We start from the raw sequence: 17,612 nt of genomic DNA on the forward strand, positions 1-17,612 counted from the left end.
TTTCGTGGGGAAATCTGTCGGCCTTACGCGGCGAGCACTTCGGCTGAAGCGGAAGGGGTATGAAGGTGCTTCACGAGCAGCCGGGCGGCGACGGGAAGCGAGGAAAAATCGCGGGCGACCAGCCGGATCTCGCGGTCGGCCCATGTGTCCTTGAGTGCGATGTTCTTGAGCCCGCGGCCGATCCCGCCTTGCATGAGCTCGAACGCGCGCAGCGGCATCACGCCGATGCCCAGGCCGTTGTCGATCATCCGGCACATGGCGTCGAGGCCGGTGACGTGGATGCGCAGCTTGATCGAGCGGCCTTCCGCAAGTGCCGCCTGGTGCATCGCCACGTAGATCGAGCTGTTGGTGTGCAGGCCGACGTGATCGAAGTCGAGCGATTCCGAGAAGTCGATGGCGTGCCGCTTCGCGAGCGCATGCCGCGCGGGGACCACGAGCACCAGCGCGTCGTGGCGATAGGGCAGGCTCTGGAGTTCTGTCGTGCCCTCGGGTACATGGCAGACGCCGAGGTCGGCAGCGCCTTCGTGCACGGCGCGCACGATCTCGCTGCTGAGATGTTCCTCGAGATCGATCTTGATTGCGTCGTGCTCGCGGGTGAAGGCGCCGAGGTCTTCGGGCAGGAATTGCACGATCGCCGAGATGTTGGCGTGAACGCGGACGTGACCGCGAACGCCATCCGCGTATTCGCTCAGCTCGCCTTGCATCTTTTCAAGGCTGTAGAGCACGGACCGCGCATGGTGCAGCAGGCTTTCGCCCGCGGGGGTCAGGTCGACCCCTCTCGCGTGTCGATAAAGCAGTGGCGTGCCGAGTGTCGCCTCGAGGTCCGACAGGCGCTTGCTGATCGCCGACGCCGCGATGAATTCGCGCTCCGCGGCCCGCCCGATGCTGCCGAGTTCGCAGACAGCCACGAACAACTGCAGCGACGTGAGGTCGATGCGGCGGGCAAAACTGCGTTCGGAAGCGATCATAGGGGCTTGGCATCTCGTTCAGAGATGGAGGCCCCTATTTTCTCCCTGTTTTACCCCCTCAGCCATCGTGATCCACGATGACTTTGCTGCTTTGGCGCGATGGGCGCCAAGCTCAGCTGTTACTGCTTCTTCTGAGCAGCGTCCTCCATCTTCTGGCCGCCCTTCTGGATGTCCTGGCCGGCACCCTTCATGGTGTTGCAGCCGGCCAGCGGGATGGTGAAAGCGAAAGTCACGGCGAGCAATGCGGCAAGTTTCTTCATGACGGACTCCTTGGTCGGATGTTGAATAACGAGAGGAGTAACCCTCCGCGTCAAAAGTTACCGGTCCCGTCATGAGTCGCCTGTAAGCCAAAACGCAAGAAAGCTGCCCGAGGGCAGCTTTCCTGGATGAGCGCAAAGCGGAAATCAGCGTTGCGCGATGGGCTTGACGTCGCGCTTGGCCGAGCCTTCGAACAGCTGGCGCGGGCGGCCGATCTTGTAGTCGGGGTCGCCGATCATTTCGTTCAGCTGGGCGATCCAGCCGACCGTGCGGGCGAGCGCGAAGATGGCAGTGAAGAGCGGCACGGGGATACCGATCGCGCGTTGCACGATGCCGGAATAGAAGTCGACGTTCGGGTAGAGCTTGCGCGACACGAAGTATTCGTCTTCCAGTGCGATCTTCTCGAGCGCCATGGCCAGCTTGAACAGCGGATCGTTCTCGAGACCCAGTTCGCCGAGCACTTCCTTGCAGGTTTCCTGCATGAGCTTGGCGCGCGGGTCGTAGTTCTTGTACACGCGGTGACCGAAGCCCATCAGCTTGACGTTGGAGTTTTTGTCCTTGACCTGCTTGATGAACTCGCCGATCTTCTCGACGCCACCCGCCTTCTGGATGTCGTAGAGCATGTTGAGTGCCGCTTCATTGGCGCCGCCGTGAGCGGGGCCCCAGAGGCATGCGACACCGGCTGCGATCGCGGCGAACGGGTTGGTGCCCGACGAGCCGCACAGGCGCACGGTCGAGGTCGAAGCGTTCTGCTCGTGGTCGGCGTGGAGGATGAAGATGCGGTCGAGCGCGCGCTCGAGCACCGGGCTCACCTTGTACTCTTCGCACGGCGTCGCGAACATCATGTGCAGGAAGTTGCCTGCGTAGCTGAGTTCGTTCTTCGGGTACATGTAGGGCTGGCCCACGGTGTACTTGTAGGCCATGGCGACCAGCGTCGGCATCTTCGCGATCAGGCGGATCGCGGCGATCTCCCGGTGCTTCGGATTGTTGATGTCCGTGCTGTCGTGATAGAAGGCCGACAGCGCGCCGACGAGGCCGGTCATGATCGCCATCGGGTGCGCATCACGACGGAAGCCGCGCAGGAAGAACTGCATCTGCTCGTTGACCATCGTGTGGTTGGTCACCAGCTTCGTGAAGGTGGTCTTCTGGTCTGCGTTGGGGAGCTCTCCATAGAGCAGCAGGTGGCAGGTCTCGAGGAAGTCGCAGTTCGTCGCGAGCTGCTCGATCGGGTAGCCGCGGTACAGCAGCTCGCCCTTGTCGCCATCGATGTAGGTGATGGCCGATTCGCACGACGCGGTGGACATGAAGCCGGGGTCGTACGTGAACATGCCCGTCTGGGCGTAGAGCTTGCGGATGTCGATCACGTCCGGGCCCATGGTGCCCTTGTAGATCGGTAGGTCGACGCTTTGTCCGCCGTTGCTGAACGACAGGGTGGCCTTGGTCTCGGATGCTTTCATTTCGGGGTCTTTCAATGGAATGTTCAGGAAGATAGGGATCGCGCACCGTCAGTGCGCATCAGCTGCAGCAGTTCGATCACCCCGGCCCCGGCCCATGCGGGCTCAGGCTCCTTTCGCGCAAGCAGAAGGTCGAGCAGATCGTTGTCCGACAGGTCCATCAATGTCTCCAGTGCCTGTGCCTGCCTCACGGTCAGGCTTTCTTCGTGCCGTTCGAAAAAACGGGCAATGAACAGGTCGTTTTCGAGCAGGCCCCGGCGACAGCGCCATTTCAGCTTGCTCAGCGCGCGTACGCCGATCGGCTGGTCGAGGTCGTCTGGGGCTTGCATGGGGTCCAAAACCGCTTAGATGGCGCGACGCACCATCAATTCCTTGATCTTGCCGATGGCCTTGGTGGGGTTCAGGCCCTTCGGGCACACATCCACGCAGTTCATGATCGTGTGGCAGCGGAACAGGCGATACGGGTCCTCGAGGTTGTCAAGGCGCTCGCCGGTGGCTTCGTCGCGGCTGTCCGCGATAAAGCGGTAGGCTTGCAGCAGGCCGGCCGGGCCGACGAACTTGTCGGGGTTCCACCAGAAGCTCGGGCAGCTCGTCGAGCAGCTCGCGCACAGGATGCACTCGTACAGGCCGTTGAGCTCGTCGCGCTCTTCGGGCGACTGCAGGCGCTCCTTCTCGGGCGGCACCGTGTCGTTCTGGAGATAGGGCTTGATCGAGTTGTACTGCTTGAAGAACTGCGTCATGTCCACGATCAGGTCGCGGATCACCGGCAGACCAGGCAGCGGCTTGAGGACGATCGTGCCCTTGAGCGTGCGCATGTTGGTCAGGCACGCGAGGCCGTTCTTGCCGTTGATGTTCATCGCGTCCGAGCCGCAAACGCCTTCGCGGCACGAGCGGCGGAACGAGATGGTGGGATCCTGCGCCTTGAGCTTGATCAGGGCGTCGAGCAGCATGCGCTCGTGGCCATCAAGCTCGACCTCGACGGTCTGCATGTAGGGCTTGGCATCCTTGTCGGGATCGTAGCGGTAGATCTGGAAAGTGCGCTTCATCGTGAAAACCTTGTTGTGTGCTCAGAACGTGCGGACCTTGGGCGGCACGGTGTCCACCGTCAGCGGCTTCAGGCGGACGGGCTTGTACGAGAGGCGATTGCCCTCGCTGTACCAGAGGGTGTGCTTCATCCAGTTGGCATCGTCGCGGCCGAGCGGTGCGACCGGATCGTCCGCTGGACGCTCGTAGTCCTCGACCGTGTGGGCGCCGCGGCATTCCTTGCGCGCCGCAGCCGAGACCATGGTGGCCTGCGCGACTTCGATCAGGTTGTCGACTTCGAGCGCTTCGATGCGCGCGGTGTTGAAGACGCGCGACTTGTCCGCCAGCGTGACCTTGGAGACGCGCTCGCGCACCGTGGCGATCTTGCGGACACCTTCGTCCATCGAGGCCTGCTTGCGGAACACGGCGGCATGCTGCTGCATGACCGAGCGGATCTCGTTGGCCACGTCCTGCGCGTATTCGCCACCGGTCGACTTCTCGAGCGCGTTGAGGCGCTCGAGCGTGCGATCGGCCGCATCGGCCGGCAGCGGCTTGTGTTCCTTCTGCTTGTCGTTGAACGCGACGATGTGGTTGCCGGCCGCACGACCAAACACCAGCAGGTCGAGCAGCGAGTTGGTGCCCAGGCGGTTCGCGCCGTGCACGCTCACGCACGAGCATTCGCCGACCGCGTAGAGGCCGTTCACGACAGCGTTGTGCTCGTCGCCCTGCTGCACCACCACCTGTCCGTTGATGTTGGTGGGGATGCCGCCCATCTGGTAGTGGATGGTCGGCACGACCGGGATCGGTTCCTTCGTGATGTCGACGTTCGCGAAGTTGACGCCGATCTCGTACACCGAGGGCAGGCGCTTGTGGATCGTCTCGGCGCCGAGGTGGTCGAGCTTGAGCAGCACGTAGTCCTTGTTCGGACCGCAGCCGCGACCTTCCTTGATTTCCTGGTCCATCGAGCGCGAGACGAAGTCGCGCGGCGCGAGGTCCTTCAGCGTCGGTGCGTAGCGCTCCATGAAGCGCTCGCCGTTGCTGTTCAGCAGGATCGCGCCTTCGCCGCGGCAGCCTTCGGTCAGCAGCACGCCGGCACCGGCGACGCCGGTCGGGTGGAACTGCCAGAACTCCATGTCCTGCAGCGGGATGCCGGCGCGTGCGGCCATGCCGAGACCGTCTCCGGTGTTGATGAAGGCGTTGGTCGAAGCCGCGAAGATGCGGCCTGCGCCGCCGGTCGCCAGCAGCACGGTCTTGGCCTGCAGGATGTGCAGGTCGCCGGTTTCCATTTCGAGGGCGGTCACGCCGACCACGTCACCCTCGGCGTCTCGGATCAGGTCGAGCGCCATCCATTCGACGAAGAACTGGGTGCGAGCCTCGACGTTCTTTTGATAGAGCGTGTGCAGCATCGCGTGGCCGGTACGGTCGGCCGCCGCGCAGGCGCGCTGCACGGGCTTCTCGCCGTAGTTGGCCGTGTGGCCGCCGAAAGGGCGCTGGTAGATGGTGCCATCCGGGTTGCGGTCGAAGGGCATGCCGAAGTGCTCGAGCTCGTACACGACCTTCGGCGCTTCACGGCACATGAACTCGATCGCGTCCTGGTCGCCGAGCCAGTCGGAGCCCTTGACGGTGTCGTAGAAGTGGTAGTGCCAGTTGTCTTCGCTCATGTTGCCGAGCGATGCGCCCACGCCGCCCTGTGCGGCGACGGTGTGCGAACGGGTCGGGAACACCTTCGACAGCACGGCCACGTTGAGACCGGCACGCGAGAGTTGCAGCGATGCGCGCATGCCGGAGCCGCCGGCGCCGATGATGACGACGTCGAACTTGCGCTTGGTGATTTGTTCTTTGGTGTAGGTCATGGGGTCAGGACTCCTGCCGGGCCGCCCCAAGGGAGGCCTCGCCCCCGCGGGGGGCAGCGATTACGTGAAACGAAAAGCGTGGGGGCATCACAGCCTCCAGAGCACTTGAATGGCCCAACCCGCGCATGCCACAAGCCAGACGATCGTGAAAACTTGCAGGACGAGGCGGATGCCGACAGGCTGGACGTAGTCCATCCACACGTCGCGCATGCCGACCCACACGTGATAGAGCAGCGAAGCAATGACGACGAAGGTCAGCACCTTCATCCACTGCGCGGCGAAGATGCCGGCCCAGAGGTCGTAGCCGATGGGGCCTCTCGTGAAGATGACCTGCAGCAGAAGAATCAGGGTGAAGAGCGCCATGAGGGCGCCCGTGATGCGCTGGCTGAGCCAGTCGCGAAGACCATAGTGCGCGCCGACGACGGTACGCTTGGAGCCGTAGTTCACAGACATCGATTGCTCCTAATCAGTACAGGCCGAACAGCTTGGCGCCGAGGATCACGGTCAGCGCGATGCTGATGACGAGCGTCGCGACCGCCGAGCTCTTGCCGAATTCCTTGCTCACGGCGGCGTGGCTCACATCCATCCACAGATGGCGCAGGCCGGCAATGATGTGATGCAGGTAGGCCCAGATCAGTGCGAGGGCCACGAGCTTGATGAACCAGCCCGGAACGAAACCAAGGCCGCTGTTGAAGGCGGCCTTGAAACGGGCAAACGAGATTTCGGAGGAGACCGACGTGTCGAACATCCAGATGATGAACGGCAGCAGCAGGAACATCAGCACGCCGCTCACACGGTGGAGGATCGACACGATGCCCGCAGCGGGCAGGCGGTAGGTCCTGAGGTCGGTGAATGCGTTGATGTTGCGGAATTCGCGCCGCGGTGGTCGGGGTGGTGTGGCCAGCTCTGTCATGTGGGCTTTCGGTATTTTTAGATGGGCGGCTTGATCTGTAGCAGAAATGCAAACAACTCAAAATTCTATTGCAACGCAGCAACCTGTTGCTCGTCCTCAGGCTTGCTCGCTGCGCGTGCGCGTTCGCGAAATACCGCGGAACCGGCTTTGCCGGGCCGCAGGCATTGCCCCCTGAAAGGGGGTGTCCGAGCCACACGCATTGGGCGAGGCTGGGTGTTCATCCCAATTCATTGCGGTAGTGGTGCGTGTCGGTGCGATAGAGGCCGCGGCGCAGCTCCATGGGCGTGTCGTGATAGGTGTGCGCCACGCGCTCGACGCTCAGGAGCGGTGTCGCCGGCGTGACGCCGAGGAGGGCGGCCTGCGCCGCATCGGGCAGGACGGCGCGGATTTTCTCTTCGGCACGCACCATTCGCACGCCGAATTCCGTCTCGAACATTTCGTACATCGGGCCGTGCCACTCGGCGAGGCGCTCGGCCGTCAGACCTTTGAAGGGTGTTCCCGGAAGCCAGAGATCCTCGAGGATGGTCGGCGTGCCGCGGTAGGAGAGAACCCGCCGAACCTGCAGCACCGCATCGCCCGTGCGAAGCGCCAGCAAGCGCGCGACGTCCGCGGTCGCGCGAAGCCGGCGGCAGTCCACGATCCGGCGTTCGGCGGGGCCTTCGGTGTCGACGTCGCCGGTGTCCGGCACCAGTTTCAGGAAGCGGTACTGGACATGCTGCTCTGCGTGCGTCGCGACGAAGGTGCCTTTGCCCTGGCGCCGCACCACGAGGTTCTCGGCGGCGAGCTCGTCGATCGCCTTGCGCACCGTTCCCTGGCTCACGCGAAAGCGCGCCGCGAGGTCGATCTCGCTCGGGATCGGCTCGCCCGGCTTCCATTCGCCGGCATGCAGGCTCTGCAGGATCAGCGACTTGATCTGCTGGTAGAGCGGGCTGAACGACGGCGTCGGCAGCTCCGCGGCGGGCGTGGGGATGGTGCTCATGTCTTCGATCGGCGCCACGTTCGGGCGCCTGCGGGTCGACATCTTATATAAGACATAAGACACGCGCCATCAAAACCCCAAATCGGCATAGAATCGCAGACGGCCTGAAGTCGGGGCGACGCTGCTCCTGGCCGACCTTCGCGGCCGCACCCGGCGGCCTTGCACCGTTTTCATCTTTTCCTGGAGTTTTCCCATGAGCAAAAAGCCTGTTCGCGTTGCCGTCACCGGTGCCGCTGGCCAAATCGGTTACGCCCTGCTGTTCCGCATCGCCTCCGGCGAAATGCTCGGCAAGGACCAGCCGGTCATCCTGCAACTGCTCGAGATCCCCGACGAGAAGGCCCAGAAGGCGCTCAAGGGCGTGATCATGGAACTCGAAGACTGCGCGTTCCCGCTGCTGGCCGGCGTGATCCCCACCGGTGACCCGCTGGTCGCCTTCAAGGATGCCGACTATGCGCTGCTCGTGGGCGCCCGTCCGCGTGGCCCCGGCATGGAGCGTGCCGACCTGCTGGCCGCCAACGCCCAGATCTTCACGGCCCAGGGCAAGGCGCTGGACCAGGTCGCGAGCCGCAACGTCAAGGTGCTGGTGGTCGGCAACCCCGCCAACACCAACGCCTACATCGCGATGAAGAGCGCCCCGAGCCTGCCGCGCAAGAACTTCACGGCCATGCTGCGCCTGGACCACAACCGCGCTGCCAGCCAGATCGCCGCCAAGACCGGCACTGCAGTGGGCGACATCGAGAAGCTGACCGTCTGGGGCAACCACTCGCCCACGATGTACGCCGACTACCGCTTCGCCACCGTCGGCGGCAAGAGCGTCAAGGACCTGATCAACGACCAGGTCTGGAACGCCGACGTGTTCCTGCCCACCGTGGGCAAGCGCGGCGCCGCGATCATCGATGCGCGCGGCCTGTCGTCGGCTGCCTCGGCCGCCAACGCCGCCATCGACCACATGCGCGACTGGGCCCTGGGCTCCAACGGCAAGTGGGTCACGATGGGCATCCCGTCGGACGGCCAGTACGGCATTCCGAAGGACGTGATCTTCGGTTTCCCGGTCACCACCGAGAACGGCGAGTACAAGCTCGTCGAAGGCCTCGAGATCGATGCCTTCAGCCAGGAGCGCATCAACAAGACGCTCAAGGAACTCCAAGACGAGCAAGCTGGCGTCGCGCATCTGCTCTGAGCACGCAACACCAGACATGCTCGACTGGAATCCCGCGCTCTATCGTCGCTACGAGGATGAGCGCACTCGCCCCGCCCAGGAGCTTCTTGCGCGGGTGCCGCTGAACGAGGCGACCCGCGTCTTCGATCTCGGTTGCGGGCCGGGCAATTCCACCGAGCTGCTGGTTCATCGGTTTCCCGGCGCGCAAGTCGTCGGGACCGACAACTCCGAAGCGATGCTGGTCAGCGCGCACGAGCGCCTGCCGCAGGCTCGCTTCGAGTTCAGCGACATTTCCTCCTGGCGGCCCGAGACGCCGCCGGACCTGATCTACGCCAATGCCGCGCTTCAGTGGGTGCCTGACCACGAGGCCTTGATTCCGAGGCTCTTCGCGGCCCTCGCGCCCGCAGGCGTGCTGGCGATCCAGATGCCGGACAACCGGCAGGAGCCGACCCACCGCATCATGCGCGAGGTCGCGTCCGAGGCACCGTGGGCCAATGCGATCGGCGACGCCGACAAGATCCGCACCGAGCTGCTCGGCATCGACGGCTATTACGACCTGCTTGCCGCCGATGCGGCCAAGGTCGATGTCTGGCGCACCGCGTACCAGCACCCCATGGCCTCCGCTGCCGCGATCGTCGAGTGGGTCCGCGCCACGGGGCTGAAGCCCTTCGTGGATCGACTGACGCCGGAGCTGCAGGCCAGCTATCTGGCCGAGTACGAGCGTCGCATCGACACCGCCTACGCGCCACGCGCGGACGGCCGCCGCTTGCTGGCGTTCCCGCGCATGTTCATCGTCGCGCAGCGAAAGGCATGAGGCACACACGATGAGCGCGGCATCTTCTTCCTCGGTTCATCCGCGCGCCGTGCTGCTCGGTGCGCAAGCGGGCGCCGTCGTGCTGCCGGTTTGCGACCACTACAGCGGCGTCGAAGCGCGCATGCGCAAGAGCCTCGCGCTGCAGGCCGAGATGGCCGACGAATTCGGCGCCTGTGTCTTCGACGTCACGCTCGACTGCGAAGACGGCGCGCCCGTTGGCGGCGAGGCCGACCATGCCGCGCTGGTCACCGAGCTTGCATTGGCTGCCGCGCCCGAGATGCGCGTCGGCGTGCGGGTTCATCCGGTCGATCACCCGTCGTTCGCGGGTGACGTGATCACCATCGCGGGGCGTGCAGGCCATCGCCTGAGCCACCTGATGATTCCCAAGGTGGAATCCGTCGAAGACGTGCGGGTGGCCGCCGAGGCGCTCGAAGCGGCCGGTGCAGAAGCCCTGCCGCTGCACGTGCTGATCGAGTCGCCGCTCGCGGTTCACCATGCGTTCGAAATTGCCGCCCATCCGCGCGTGCAGTCCCTGAGCTTCGGGTTGATGGATTTCGTCTCAGCGCATGGCGGCGCGATCCCGGCCGACGGCATGGGCGCCAAAGGGCAGTTCACGCATCCGCTCGTGGTGCGCGCGAAGCTGGAGATCGCTTCTGCGGCCCATGCGCACGGCAAGGTGCCTTCGCATTGTGTGGTGACCGAATTCAGCGACGTCGACGCAATGCGCGCGGCCGCGAAGAAGGCCGCGAACGAGTTTGGCTACACGCGGATGTGGAGCATTCATCCGAGCCAGATCCGCCCCATTCTCGAAGCCTTCGCGCCCGAAGAAGGCCAGATTCAAATCGCAACAAAAATAATCGCTGCCGCGGCCGCTGCCGCGTGGGCGCCGGTCAGTATCGATGGCACATTGCATGACCGCGCCAGTTACCGCCATTTCTGGCAGGTCCTGGAAAGGGCGCATGCCACGGGTCGCGCCTTGCCCTCCGAGGCGCAGGCCTGGTTTGCACCTTCCTCATCCTGAAACCCAACCCGCGAGAGAGAACGACACATGAAGACTATTGCGCTGATTGCCGCTGCTGCGCTGACCTTGCCGCTGGCATCGATGGCCCAAACGAACACCACGGGCTCCTCGGCCAAGCCGGCGGCGAATACGACCGGCAAGAAGGTCGTGCAGAAGGTGGTGCCCAAGCGTGTCATCAAGAAGCTCGAAGAAAGCAAGCCCATCACTGAGGAAACCGACGTCACCCTGTCCGAGCAGGATCTGAAGGTGGCCGCGACCGTGCTGACCGGCACGATCAAGTGCGAGCTCGGCGCCAGCGTGAACATCGAAGCCGATGCGAAGAAGCCCGGCTTCTTCACGCTGACGCACGCCGGCGTCCGCTACCGCCTGCACCCGGTCGAAAGCCGCACCGGCGCGGTGCGACTCGAAGATCCCAGCCGCGGCGCGATGTGGCTGCAGCTCGGCAACAAGTCGATGCTCATGAGCCAGAAGCAGGGCCTGCGTCTGGCCGACGAATGCCAGGCGGCCAAGCAGGTCGAGGTCGCCGAGGAAATGAAGAAGAACCCACCCAAGAGCCTGTTCGAAGGCGCCGATACGCCCAAACAGTAAGTCCCCCGAGGCGCGGCTCTTGCTACATCGCGGGAGCCGCCGCCAATTTGTGTTTCCGGAGAAAAGAAGATGTTGCAAGCCTACGCTGACCACGTTGCCGAACGCGCCGCGCTCGGTATTCCGCCCCTGCCGCTGACCGCGAAGCAGACCGCCGAGCTGATCGAGCTCATGAAGGCCCCGGCCCCGGCGAACGCCGAGCAGTTGATTGACCTGCTGACGAATCGCGTGCCCGCGGGCGTGGACGACGCAGCGAAGGTGAAGGCGAGCTACCTGGCGGCCGTGGCCCATGGCACGGAGAAGAGCGCGCTGCTCTCGCGTGCCCGTGCGACCGAACTGCTCGGCACCATGCTCGGCGGCTACAACATCGGACCGCTGGTCGACCTGCTGGACGACGCCGAAGTCGGCGCTGCCGCCGCGGACGGCCTGAAGAAGACGCTTCTGATGTTCGACCAATTCCATGACGTCAAGGAAAAGGCCGACAAGGGCAACGCCAACGCCAAGGCCGTGCTGCAAAGCTGGGCCGATGCCGAGTGGTTCACCAGCCGCCCCGAAGTGCCGCAGAGCCTGACCATCACGGTGTTCAAGGTGCCCGGCGAAACCAATACCGACGACCTGTCGCCCGCACCCGATGCGACGACGCGTCCCGACATCCCGATGCACGCGCTCGCGATGCTCAAGAACAAGCGCGACGGCGCACCGTTCCAGCCCGAGGAAGACGGCAAGCGCGGCCCGGTCAAGTTCATCGAATCGCTGAAGGCCAAGGGCCATCAGGTCGCCTACGTCGGCGACGTGGTCGGCACCGGCTCCAGCCGCAAGTCGGCCACCAACTCGGTGCTGTGGTTCACCGGTGAAGACATCCCCTTCATCCCCAACAAGCGCTTCGGTGGCGTGTGCCTCGGCAACAAGATCGCGCCGATCTTCTACAACACGATGGAAGATGCCGGCGCCCTGCCGATCGAGCTCGACGTGAGCCAGATGGAAATGGGCGACGTGGTCGAGCTGCGTCCCTACGAGGGCAAGGCGCTGAAGGACGGCAAGGTCATTGCCGAGTTCAAGGTCAAGAGCGACGTGCTCTTCGACGAAGTGCGCGCCGGCGGCCGCATTCCGCTGATCATCGGCCGCGGCCTGACCACCAAGGCGCGCGAGGCGCTGGGTCTGCCGGTCTCGACGCTGTTCCGCCTCCCGGTGAGCCCGGTCGACACCAAGAAGGGCTTCTCGCTCGCGCAGAAGATGGTCGGCCGTGCCTGCGGCCTGCCCGAAGGCCAAGGCGTGCGCCCGGGCACCTACTGCGAGCCGAAGATGACCTCGGTCGGCAGCCAGGACACCACCGGCCCGATGACCCGCGACGAACTCAAGGATCTCGCCTGCCTTGGCTTCAGCGCCGACCTGGTGATGCAGTCGTTCTGCCACACGGCGGCCTATCCGAAGAAGGTCGACGTGAAGATGCACCACGAGCTGCCGGACTTCATCTCGACACGCGGCGGCGTCTCCCTGCGTCCGGGCGACGGCGTGATCCACAGCTGGCTCAACCGCCTGCTGACGCCCGACACCGTGGGCACCGGCGGCGACAGCCATACCCGCTTCCCGATCGGTATCAGCTTCCCGGCGGGCTCGGGCCTCGTGGCCTTTGCCGCCGCGACCGGCGTGATGCCGCTGGACATGCCTGAATCGGTGCTCGTGCGCTTCAAGGGCAAGATGCAGCCGGGCGTGACCCTGCGCGATCTGGTCAACGCGATTCCGCTGTATGCGATCAAGCAGGGCCTGCTGACGGTCGAGAAGAAGGGCAAGAAGAACATCTTCTCGGGCCGCATCCTCGAAATCGAAGGCCTGCCGGAGCTGAAGGTCGAGCAGGCTTTCGAGCTGAGCGACGCTTCGGCCGAACGTTCGGCTGCCGGCTGCACGGTTCACCTGAACAAGGAACCGATCATCGAATACATCAACAGCAACATCACGCTGATGAAGTGGATGATCGCCGAGGGCTACGCCGACGCGCGCACGCTGGCACGCCGCATCGCCGCGCAGGAAGCCTGGCTCAAGAACCCGCAACTGCTCAAGGGCGACGACGACGCCGAGTACGCCGCCGTGATCGAGATCGACCTGGCCGACATCCACGAGCCGATCGTGGCCTGCCCGAACGATCCGGACGACGTGAAGACGCTGTCGGATGTGGCCGGTGCGCAGATCGACGAAGTGTTCATCGGTTCGTGCATGACCAACATCGGGCATTTCCGCGCGGCTTCGAAGCTGCTCGAAGGCAAGCGCGACATCCCGGTCAAGCTGTGGATCGCGCCGCCGACCAAGATGGACGCGCACCAGCTCACCGAGGAAGGCCACTACGGGGTGTTCGGCAACGCGGGCGCGCGTACCGAAATGCCGGGCTGCTCGCTGTGCATGGGCAACCAGGCACAGGTGCGTGAAGGCGCAACGGTGATGTCGACCAGCACGCGGAACTTCCCGAACCGCCTGGGCAAGAACACCAACGTGTACCTCGGCAGCGCCGAACTGGCCGCGATCTGCTCGCGCCTCGGCCGCATCCCGACGAAGGAAGAGTACATGGCCAGCGTCGGCGTGCTGGATGCTGCCAGCTCGCAGATCTACCAGTACCTGAACTTCGACCGTATCGAGGAATACAAGGACGTGGCGGCCGGCGTCGCGGCCTGATCGATTCGCCCTGTGTCCCAAGGAACCCCGCTTCGGCGGGGTTTTTTATTGCCGCCGCTTGTTCAGGTGGCGGACTGCGCGGCAAGTGCCGCAAGGGCCCTGGCCGTTTCCGCATCAGCCGGGAAGAACGACTCCACCGCGAGTTCCTGCAAGGTCACGTCCACCGGCGTGCCGAAGATCGTGGTGGTGCTGATGAAGCTCAGGATGCCGCCGTCCGTCATGAGCTGGAAAGGCACCACCACGTTCGCGAGTTCGCCACCCGCCGGCGGCGCATCGTGGCCGACGTTCGGCATCGGGTAGCCCGCGAGCTCGTCATGCAGCGCCGACAGCGCCGCGTCGCCGGTCGCGGCAATCTGCTGCTGAAGCCGCTCCAGAAGGTGTGCGCGCCATTGCTGCAGGTTGGCGATCCTCGGCGCCAGTCCGCCGGGATGCAGGCTGAGCCTGAGCACGTTGATCGGCGGCTCGACCAGTTCCGGCGCAGCACCGGCCATCAGCAAAGGCACGAGCGCGTTGTGCGCGACCAGGTTCCAGTGCCGGTCCACCGCCAGTGCCGGGAAGGGTTCGTGGCCCTTCAAGACAAGCTCGACCGCCCGACGTGCCGAGACGAGCGCGGGGTCGTCGAGCGAACGCTGCCGGTACATCGGCGCGTAGCCGGCGGCGACCAGCAGCGCATTGCGCTCGCGCAGCGGCACTTCGAGCCGTTCGGCGAGGCGCAGCACCATCTCACGGCTGGGTTCGGCGCGGCCGGTCTCGACGTAGCTCAGATGCCGGGTCGATACCTGCGCCTCGTTCGCGAGGTCGAGCTGGCTCAGCCGGCGATGCTGCCGCCAATGCCTGAGGTGGATGCCGAACGGATCGGCTGCGGTTGGCGGTGTGCTTCGAGGCGTCATGCGCGCATCCTAGTGACCTGGTGCGCGAACACCATGACCTCGGGGGTCATGGCGGGGCTGCGGCACCGGATTACTGCCGATGTCACCGAAGCCTGCTATCTTTGCAAAGCTTCCACGAATCACAGGAGTTTCCCAATGGCCAAAGAACCGGCACACGCCTTTGCCCCCATGCTGAAAACCTTCAAGACCGCATCGGGGAAGGCCGGGAAATACTGGTCGCTCAAGGAGCTTGCCAAGCAATACCCGAACGTCGACAAGCTGCCGGTGTCGATCCGCATCGTCCTTGAATCGGTCCTGCGCAATTGCGACGGCCAGAAGGTCACGGCGGAGCACGTCGAGCAACTCGCCAACTGGGCGCCCAACGCCGAACGCACTGAGGAGATCCCGTTCGTCGTGACGCGCGTGGTGTTGCAGGACTTCACCGGCGTGCCGCTTTTGGCCGACCTGGCCGCCATGCGCAGCGTGGCCTCATCGCTGGGCAAATCGCCGAAGACCATCGAGCCGCTGGTGCCGGTCGATCTCGTGGTCGACCACTCGGTGATGGTGGACTACTACGGCACCCCGAAGGCGCTCGACCTGAACATGAAGCTGGAATTCCAGCGCAACAACGAGCGCTACCAGTTCATGAAGTGGGGCATGCAGGCCTTCGACACCTTCGGCGTCGTGCCGCCGGGCTTCGGCATCGTGCACCAGGTCAACCTCGAGTACTTCGCGCGCGGCGTCTACAAGAGCGCGAACGACAACGGCGATCCGCCGGTCTACTACCCCGATTCACTGGTCGGCACCGACAGCCACACGACCATGATCAACGGCATCGGCGTGGTCGGCTGGGGCGTCGGCGGCATCGAGGCCGAGGCCGCGATGCTGGGGCAGCCGGTGTACTTCCTGACGCCCGACGTGGTGGGCTTCGAGCTCACCGGCAAGCTGCGCGAAGGCGTCACCGCCACCGACCTGGTGCTGTACGTCACCTCGATCCTGCGCAGCGAAAAAGTGGTGGGCAAGTTCGTCGAATTCTTCGGCCCCGGCGCGGCATCGATCGCGGTGCCGGACCGCGCCACGATCGGCAACATGGCGCCCGAGTACGGTGCGACCATGGGCTTCTTCCCGGTCGACGAAATGACGGTCGCCTACTTCAAGGGCACCGGCCGCACCGACGCGGAAGTCGAGCGCTTCGAGGCGTACTACAAGGCGCAGGGCCTCTTCGGCATGCCGGCGCCGGGTGAACTCAACTACACCAAGATCGTCAAGCTCGACCTCGGCACGGTCACCCCGAGCCTCGCCGGCCCGAAGCGTCCGCAGGACCGCATCAATCTGGGCGATCTCGCAACCAAGTTCTCGGAGCTCTACAGCAAGCCGATCGAGGCCAACGGCTTCAACCTGCCCGCGGACACCCTCAAGCAGCGCCATGCGCTGCCGGGCGGCGAGACGGTCGCGATCGGCAACGGCGACGTGCTGATTGCCGCGATCACTTCGTGCACCAATACCTCGAACCCGAGCGTGCTGATCGCGGCCGGCCTGCTGGCCAAGAAGGCGGTGGAGGCGGGGCTCACGGTCAAGCCGCACGTGAAGACCTCGCTGGCACCCGGCTCGCGCATCGTGACCGAGTACCTCGAGAAAGCGGGCCTGTTGCCGTATCTGGAAAAACTCGGCTTCTACCTCGCGGGCTATGGCTGCACCACCTGCATAGGCAACGCGGGCGATCTCGCGCCCGAGATCAATGAGGTGATCACGAAGAACAACCTCGTCGGCGCCGCGGTGCTCTCCGGCAACCGCAATTTCGAGGCGCGGATCCATCCGAACCTCAAGGCCAACTTCCTCGCCTCGCCGCCGCTGGTGGTCGCCTACGCGATCGCGGGCAACGTGATGGTCGACCTGATGACCCAGCCGGTGGGCAAGGGCAAGAAGGGGAAGGACGTCTATCTCGGCGACATCTGGCCGAGTGCGAAGGAGATCGACGAGAACCTGCGCTATGCCATGAACGCCAAGGCCTTCCGCAAGAACTACGAGCAGATCAAGGACAACCCGGGCAAGCTCTGGAGCAGCATCAAGGGCACGAAGGGGCAGGTGTACGACTGGCCCAAATCCACCTACATCGCCGAACCGCCGTTCTTCGACGGATTCAAGATGGAACCGCACGCGGCCGATGCGGGCTTCACCGGCGCGCGGATCATGGCGTTGTTCGGCGACTCGATCACCACCGATCACATTTCGCCCGCCGGCTCCATCAAGGAGAGCTCGCCGGCCGGCATCTGGCTCAAGGCGCACGGCGTACAGAAGGCCGACTTCAACAGCTACGGATCGCGTCGCGGCAACCATGAGGTGATGATGCGCGGCACGTTTGCCAACGTGCGCATCAAGAACCTCATGATTCCTGCCAGCGCCGACGGCTCGCGCGAGGAAGGCGGTGTGACGCTCTTCCAGCCGGGCGGCGAGAAGATGCCGATCTACGACGCCGCGATGAAGTACATCGAGCAGGGCGTGCCGACGATCGTCTTCGGTGGCGAGGAATACGGCACCGGCTCCTCACGCGACTGGGCGGCGAAGGGCACGCAGCTGCTCGGCATCAAGGCCGTGGTGGCGCGCAGCTTCGAGCGCATCCACCGCGCGAACCTCGTCGGCATGGGTGTTCTGCCGCTGCAGTTCCGTGGCGCCGATTCATGGGAGAGCCTGGGCCTCACAGGTGACGAGAAGATCGACGTGGTCATCGGGGGCGAACTCAAGCCGCAGATGGACGTCAAGCTCGTCGTGCACCGCGCTGACGGCAGCCACCAGGAAGTGACGGTGCGGCTGCGCATCGATACGCCGATCGAGGTCGACTACTACAAGCACGGGGGCATCCTGCCGTTTGTGTTGCGGCAACTGCTGGCGGCTTGAGCTCGGCCGCAGCCGGCCGTCGTAGCCCGGCCCGTCGCCTCTAGAGGTCGCGGCAGGCCGGGATTTGTGCCTGCGCGTAACAATGGCTTCGACCGAAGTCCGCCCCAGGTCAGCAGTTTTCGAGAATAATTCTCATTTTTGAAGACTCCTGGATTCT

16 protein-coding genes are annotated in these 17,612 nt (G+C 64.6%); 6 read left to right on the plus strand and 10 right to left on the minus strand.

From position 1 onward, the window contains the following. Positions 1-23: 23 nt before the first annotated feature. The 9 genes from BLW05_RS05280 to BLW05_RS05320 all read right to left on the minus strand — a co-directional run bounded on the left by BLW05_RS05280 (position 24) and on the right by BLW05_RS05320 (position 7,448). Positions 24-968, minus strand: coding sequence for a LysR substrate-binding domain-containing protein (locus BLW05_RS05280; RefSeq protein ID WP_093160721.1), 945 nt, complete (start codon positions 966-968; stop codon positions 24-26). 119 nt (positions 969-1,087) lie between these two features. After that, positions 1,088-1,228, minus strand: coding sequence for an entericidin A/B family lipoprotein (locus tag BLW05_RS05285; RefSeq protein WP_093160723.1), 141 nt, complete (start codon positions 1,226-1,228; stop codon positions 1,088-1,090). A gap of 144 nt (positions 1,229-1,372) precedes the next feature. Beyond that, positions 1,373-2,683, minus strand: coding sequence for a citrate synthase (gltA, locus tag BLW05_RS05290; protein ID WP_093160726.1), 1,311 nt, complete (start codon positions 2,681-2,683; stop codon positions 1,373-1,375). Positions 2,684-2,706: 23 nt separating this feature from the next. Continuing rightward, positions 2,707-3,009, minus strand: a complete 303-nt coding sequence (locus BLW05_RS05295) for an FAD assembly factor SdhE (RefSeq protein ID WP_093162062.1) — start codon at positions 3,007-3,009, stop codon at positions 2,707-2,709. A 15-nt stretch (positions 3,010-3,024) separates the two neighbouring features. Beyond that, positions 3,025-3,726, minus strand: coding sequence for a succinate dehydrogenase iron-sulfur subunit (locus BLW05_RS05300; protein ID WP_093160728.1), 702 nt, complete (start codon positions 3,724-3,726; stop codon positions 3,025-3,027). Positions 3,727-3,747: 21 nt separating this feature from the next. After that, positions 3,748-5,556, minus strand: coding sequence for a succinate dehydrogenase flavoprotein subunit (gene sdhA / locus BLW05_RS05305; RefSeq protein WP_093160731.1), 1,809 nt, complete (start codon positions 5,554-5,556; stop codon positions 3,748-3,750). Positions 5,557-5,643: 87 nt separating this feature from the next. Beyond that, positions 5,644-6,009: a succinate dehydrogenase, hydrophobic membrane anchor protein gene (gene sdhD, locus BLW05_RS05310; RefSeq protein WP_093160733.1), complete on the minus strand. Its 366-nt coding sequence runs from the start codon at positions 6,007-6,009 to the stop codon at positions 5,644-5,646. A 13-nt stretch (positions 6,010-6,022) separates the two neighbouring features. Then, complete coding sequence (gene sdhC, locus BLW05_RS05315) at positions 6,023-6,469, minus strand: succinate dehydrogenase, cytochrome b556 subunit (RefSeq protein WP_093160736.1); 447 nt, start codon at positions 6,467-6,469, stop codon at positions 6,023-6,025. 217 nt (positions 6,470-6,686) lie between these two features. Beyond that, on the minus strand, positions 6,687-7,448 hold the full coding sequence (locus BLW05_RS05320) for a GntR family transcriptional regulator (RefSeq protein WP_093162064.1): 762 nt from the start codon (positions 7,446-7,448) through the stop codon (positions 6,687-6,689). A gap of 193 nt (positions 7,449-7,641) precedes the next feature. On the opposite strand from BLW05_RS05320, the gene BLW05_RS05325 reads away from it, so the two are divergent. The 5 genes from BLW05_RS05325 (at position 7,642) to BLW05_RS05345 (ending at position 13,691) form a co-directional block, all read left to right on the plus strand. After that, positions 7,642-8,628: a malate dehydrogenase gene (locus tag BLW05_RS05325; protein ID WP_093160738.1), complete on the plus strand. Its 987-nt coding sequence runs from the start codon at positions 7,642-7,644 to the stop codon at positions 8,626-8,628. Between the two features lie 16 nt (positions 8,629-8,644). Next, positions 8,645-9,421 carry a trans-aconitate 2-methyltransferase gene (gene tam / locus BLW05_RS05330; RefSeq protein ID WP_093160741.1) on the plus strand — a complete coding sequence of 259 codons (777 nt, stop codon included), beginning with the start codon at positions 8,645-8,647 and terminating at the stop codon, positions 9,419-9,421. 10 nt (positions 9,422-9,431) lie between these two features. Further along, positions 9,432-10,442: an HpcH/HpaI aldolase/citrate lyase family protein gene (locus BLW05_RS05335; RefSeq protein WP_093160743.1), complete on the plus strand. Its 1,011-nt coding sequence runs from the start codon at positions 9,432-9,434 to the stop codon at positions 10,440-10,442. A 27-nt stretch (positions 10,443-10,469) separates the two neighbouring features. Then, on the plus strand, positions 10,470-11,030 hold the full coding sequence (locus BLW05_RS05340) for a hypothetical protein (protein ID WP_093160746.1): 561 nt from the start codon (positions 10,470-10,472) through the stop codon (positions 11,028-11,030). A gap of 69 nt (positions 11,031-11,099) precedes the next feature. Continuing rightward, a complete protein-coding gene (locus tag BLW05_RS05345; protein ID WP_093160748.1) occupies positions 11,100-13,691 on the plus strand; it encodes a bifunctional aconitate hydratase 2/2-methylisocitrate dehydratase in 2,592 nt (863 codons plus the stop codon). 62 nt (positions 13,692-13,753) lie between these two features. Here the strand turns inward: BLW05_RS05345 and BLW05_RS05350 are convergent, their stop codons facing one another. After that, on the minus strand, positions 13,754-14,581 hold the full coding sequence (locus BLW05_RS05350; RefSeq protein WP_093160751.1) for a helix-turn-helix domain-containing protein: 828 nt from the start codon (positions 14,579-14,581) through the stop codon (positions 13,754-13,756). A 135-nt stretch (positions 14,582-14,716) separates the two neighbouring features. Here BLW05_RS05350 and acnA point away from each other — a divergent pair, with 135 nt between their 5' ends. Beyond that, positions 14,717-17,455 (plus strand): aconitate hydratase AcnA, encoded by a 2,739-nt coding sequence (gene acnA, locus BLW05_RS05355; protein WP_093160753.1) that lies wholly within the window; start codon positions 14,717-14,719, stop codon positions 17,453-17,455. Positions 17,456-17,612: the final 157 nt, after the last annotated feature.

The organism is Variovorax sp. YR216 (assembly GCF_900107745.1).
Classification (GTDB): Bacteria; Pseudomonadota; Gammaproteobacteria; order Burkholderiales; family Burkholderiaceae_C; genus Variovorax.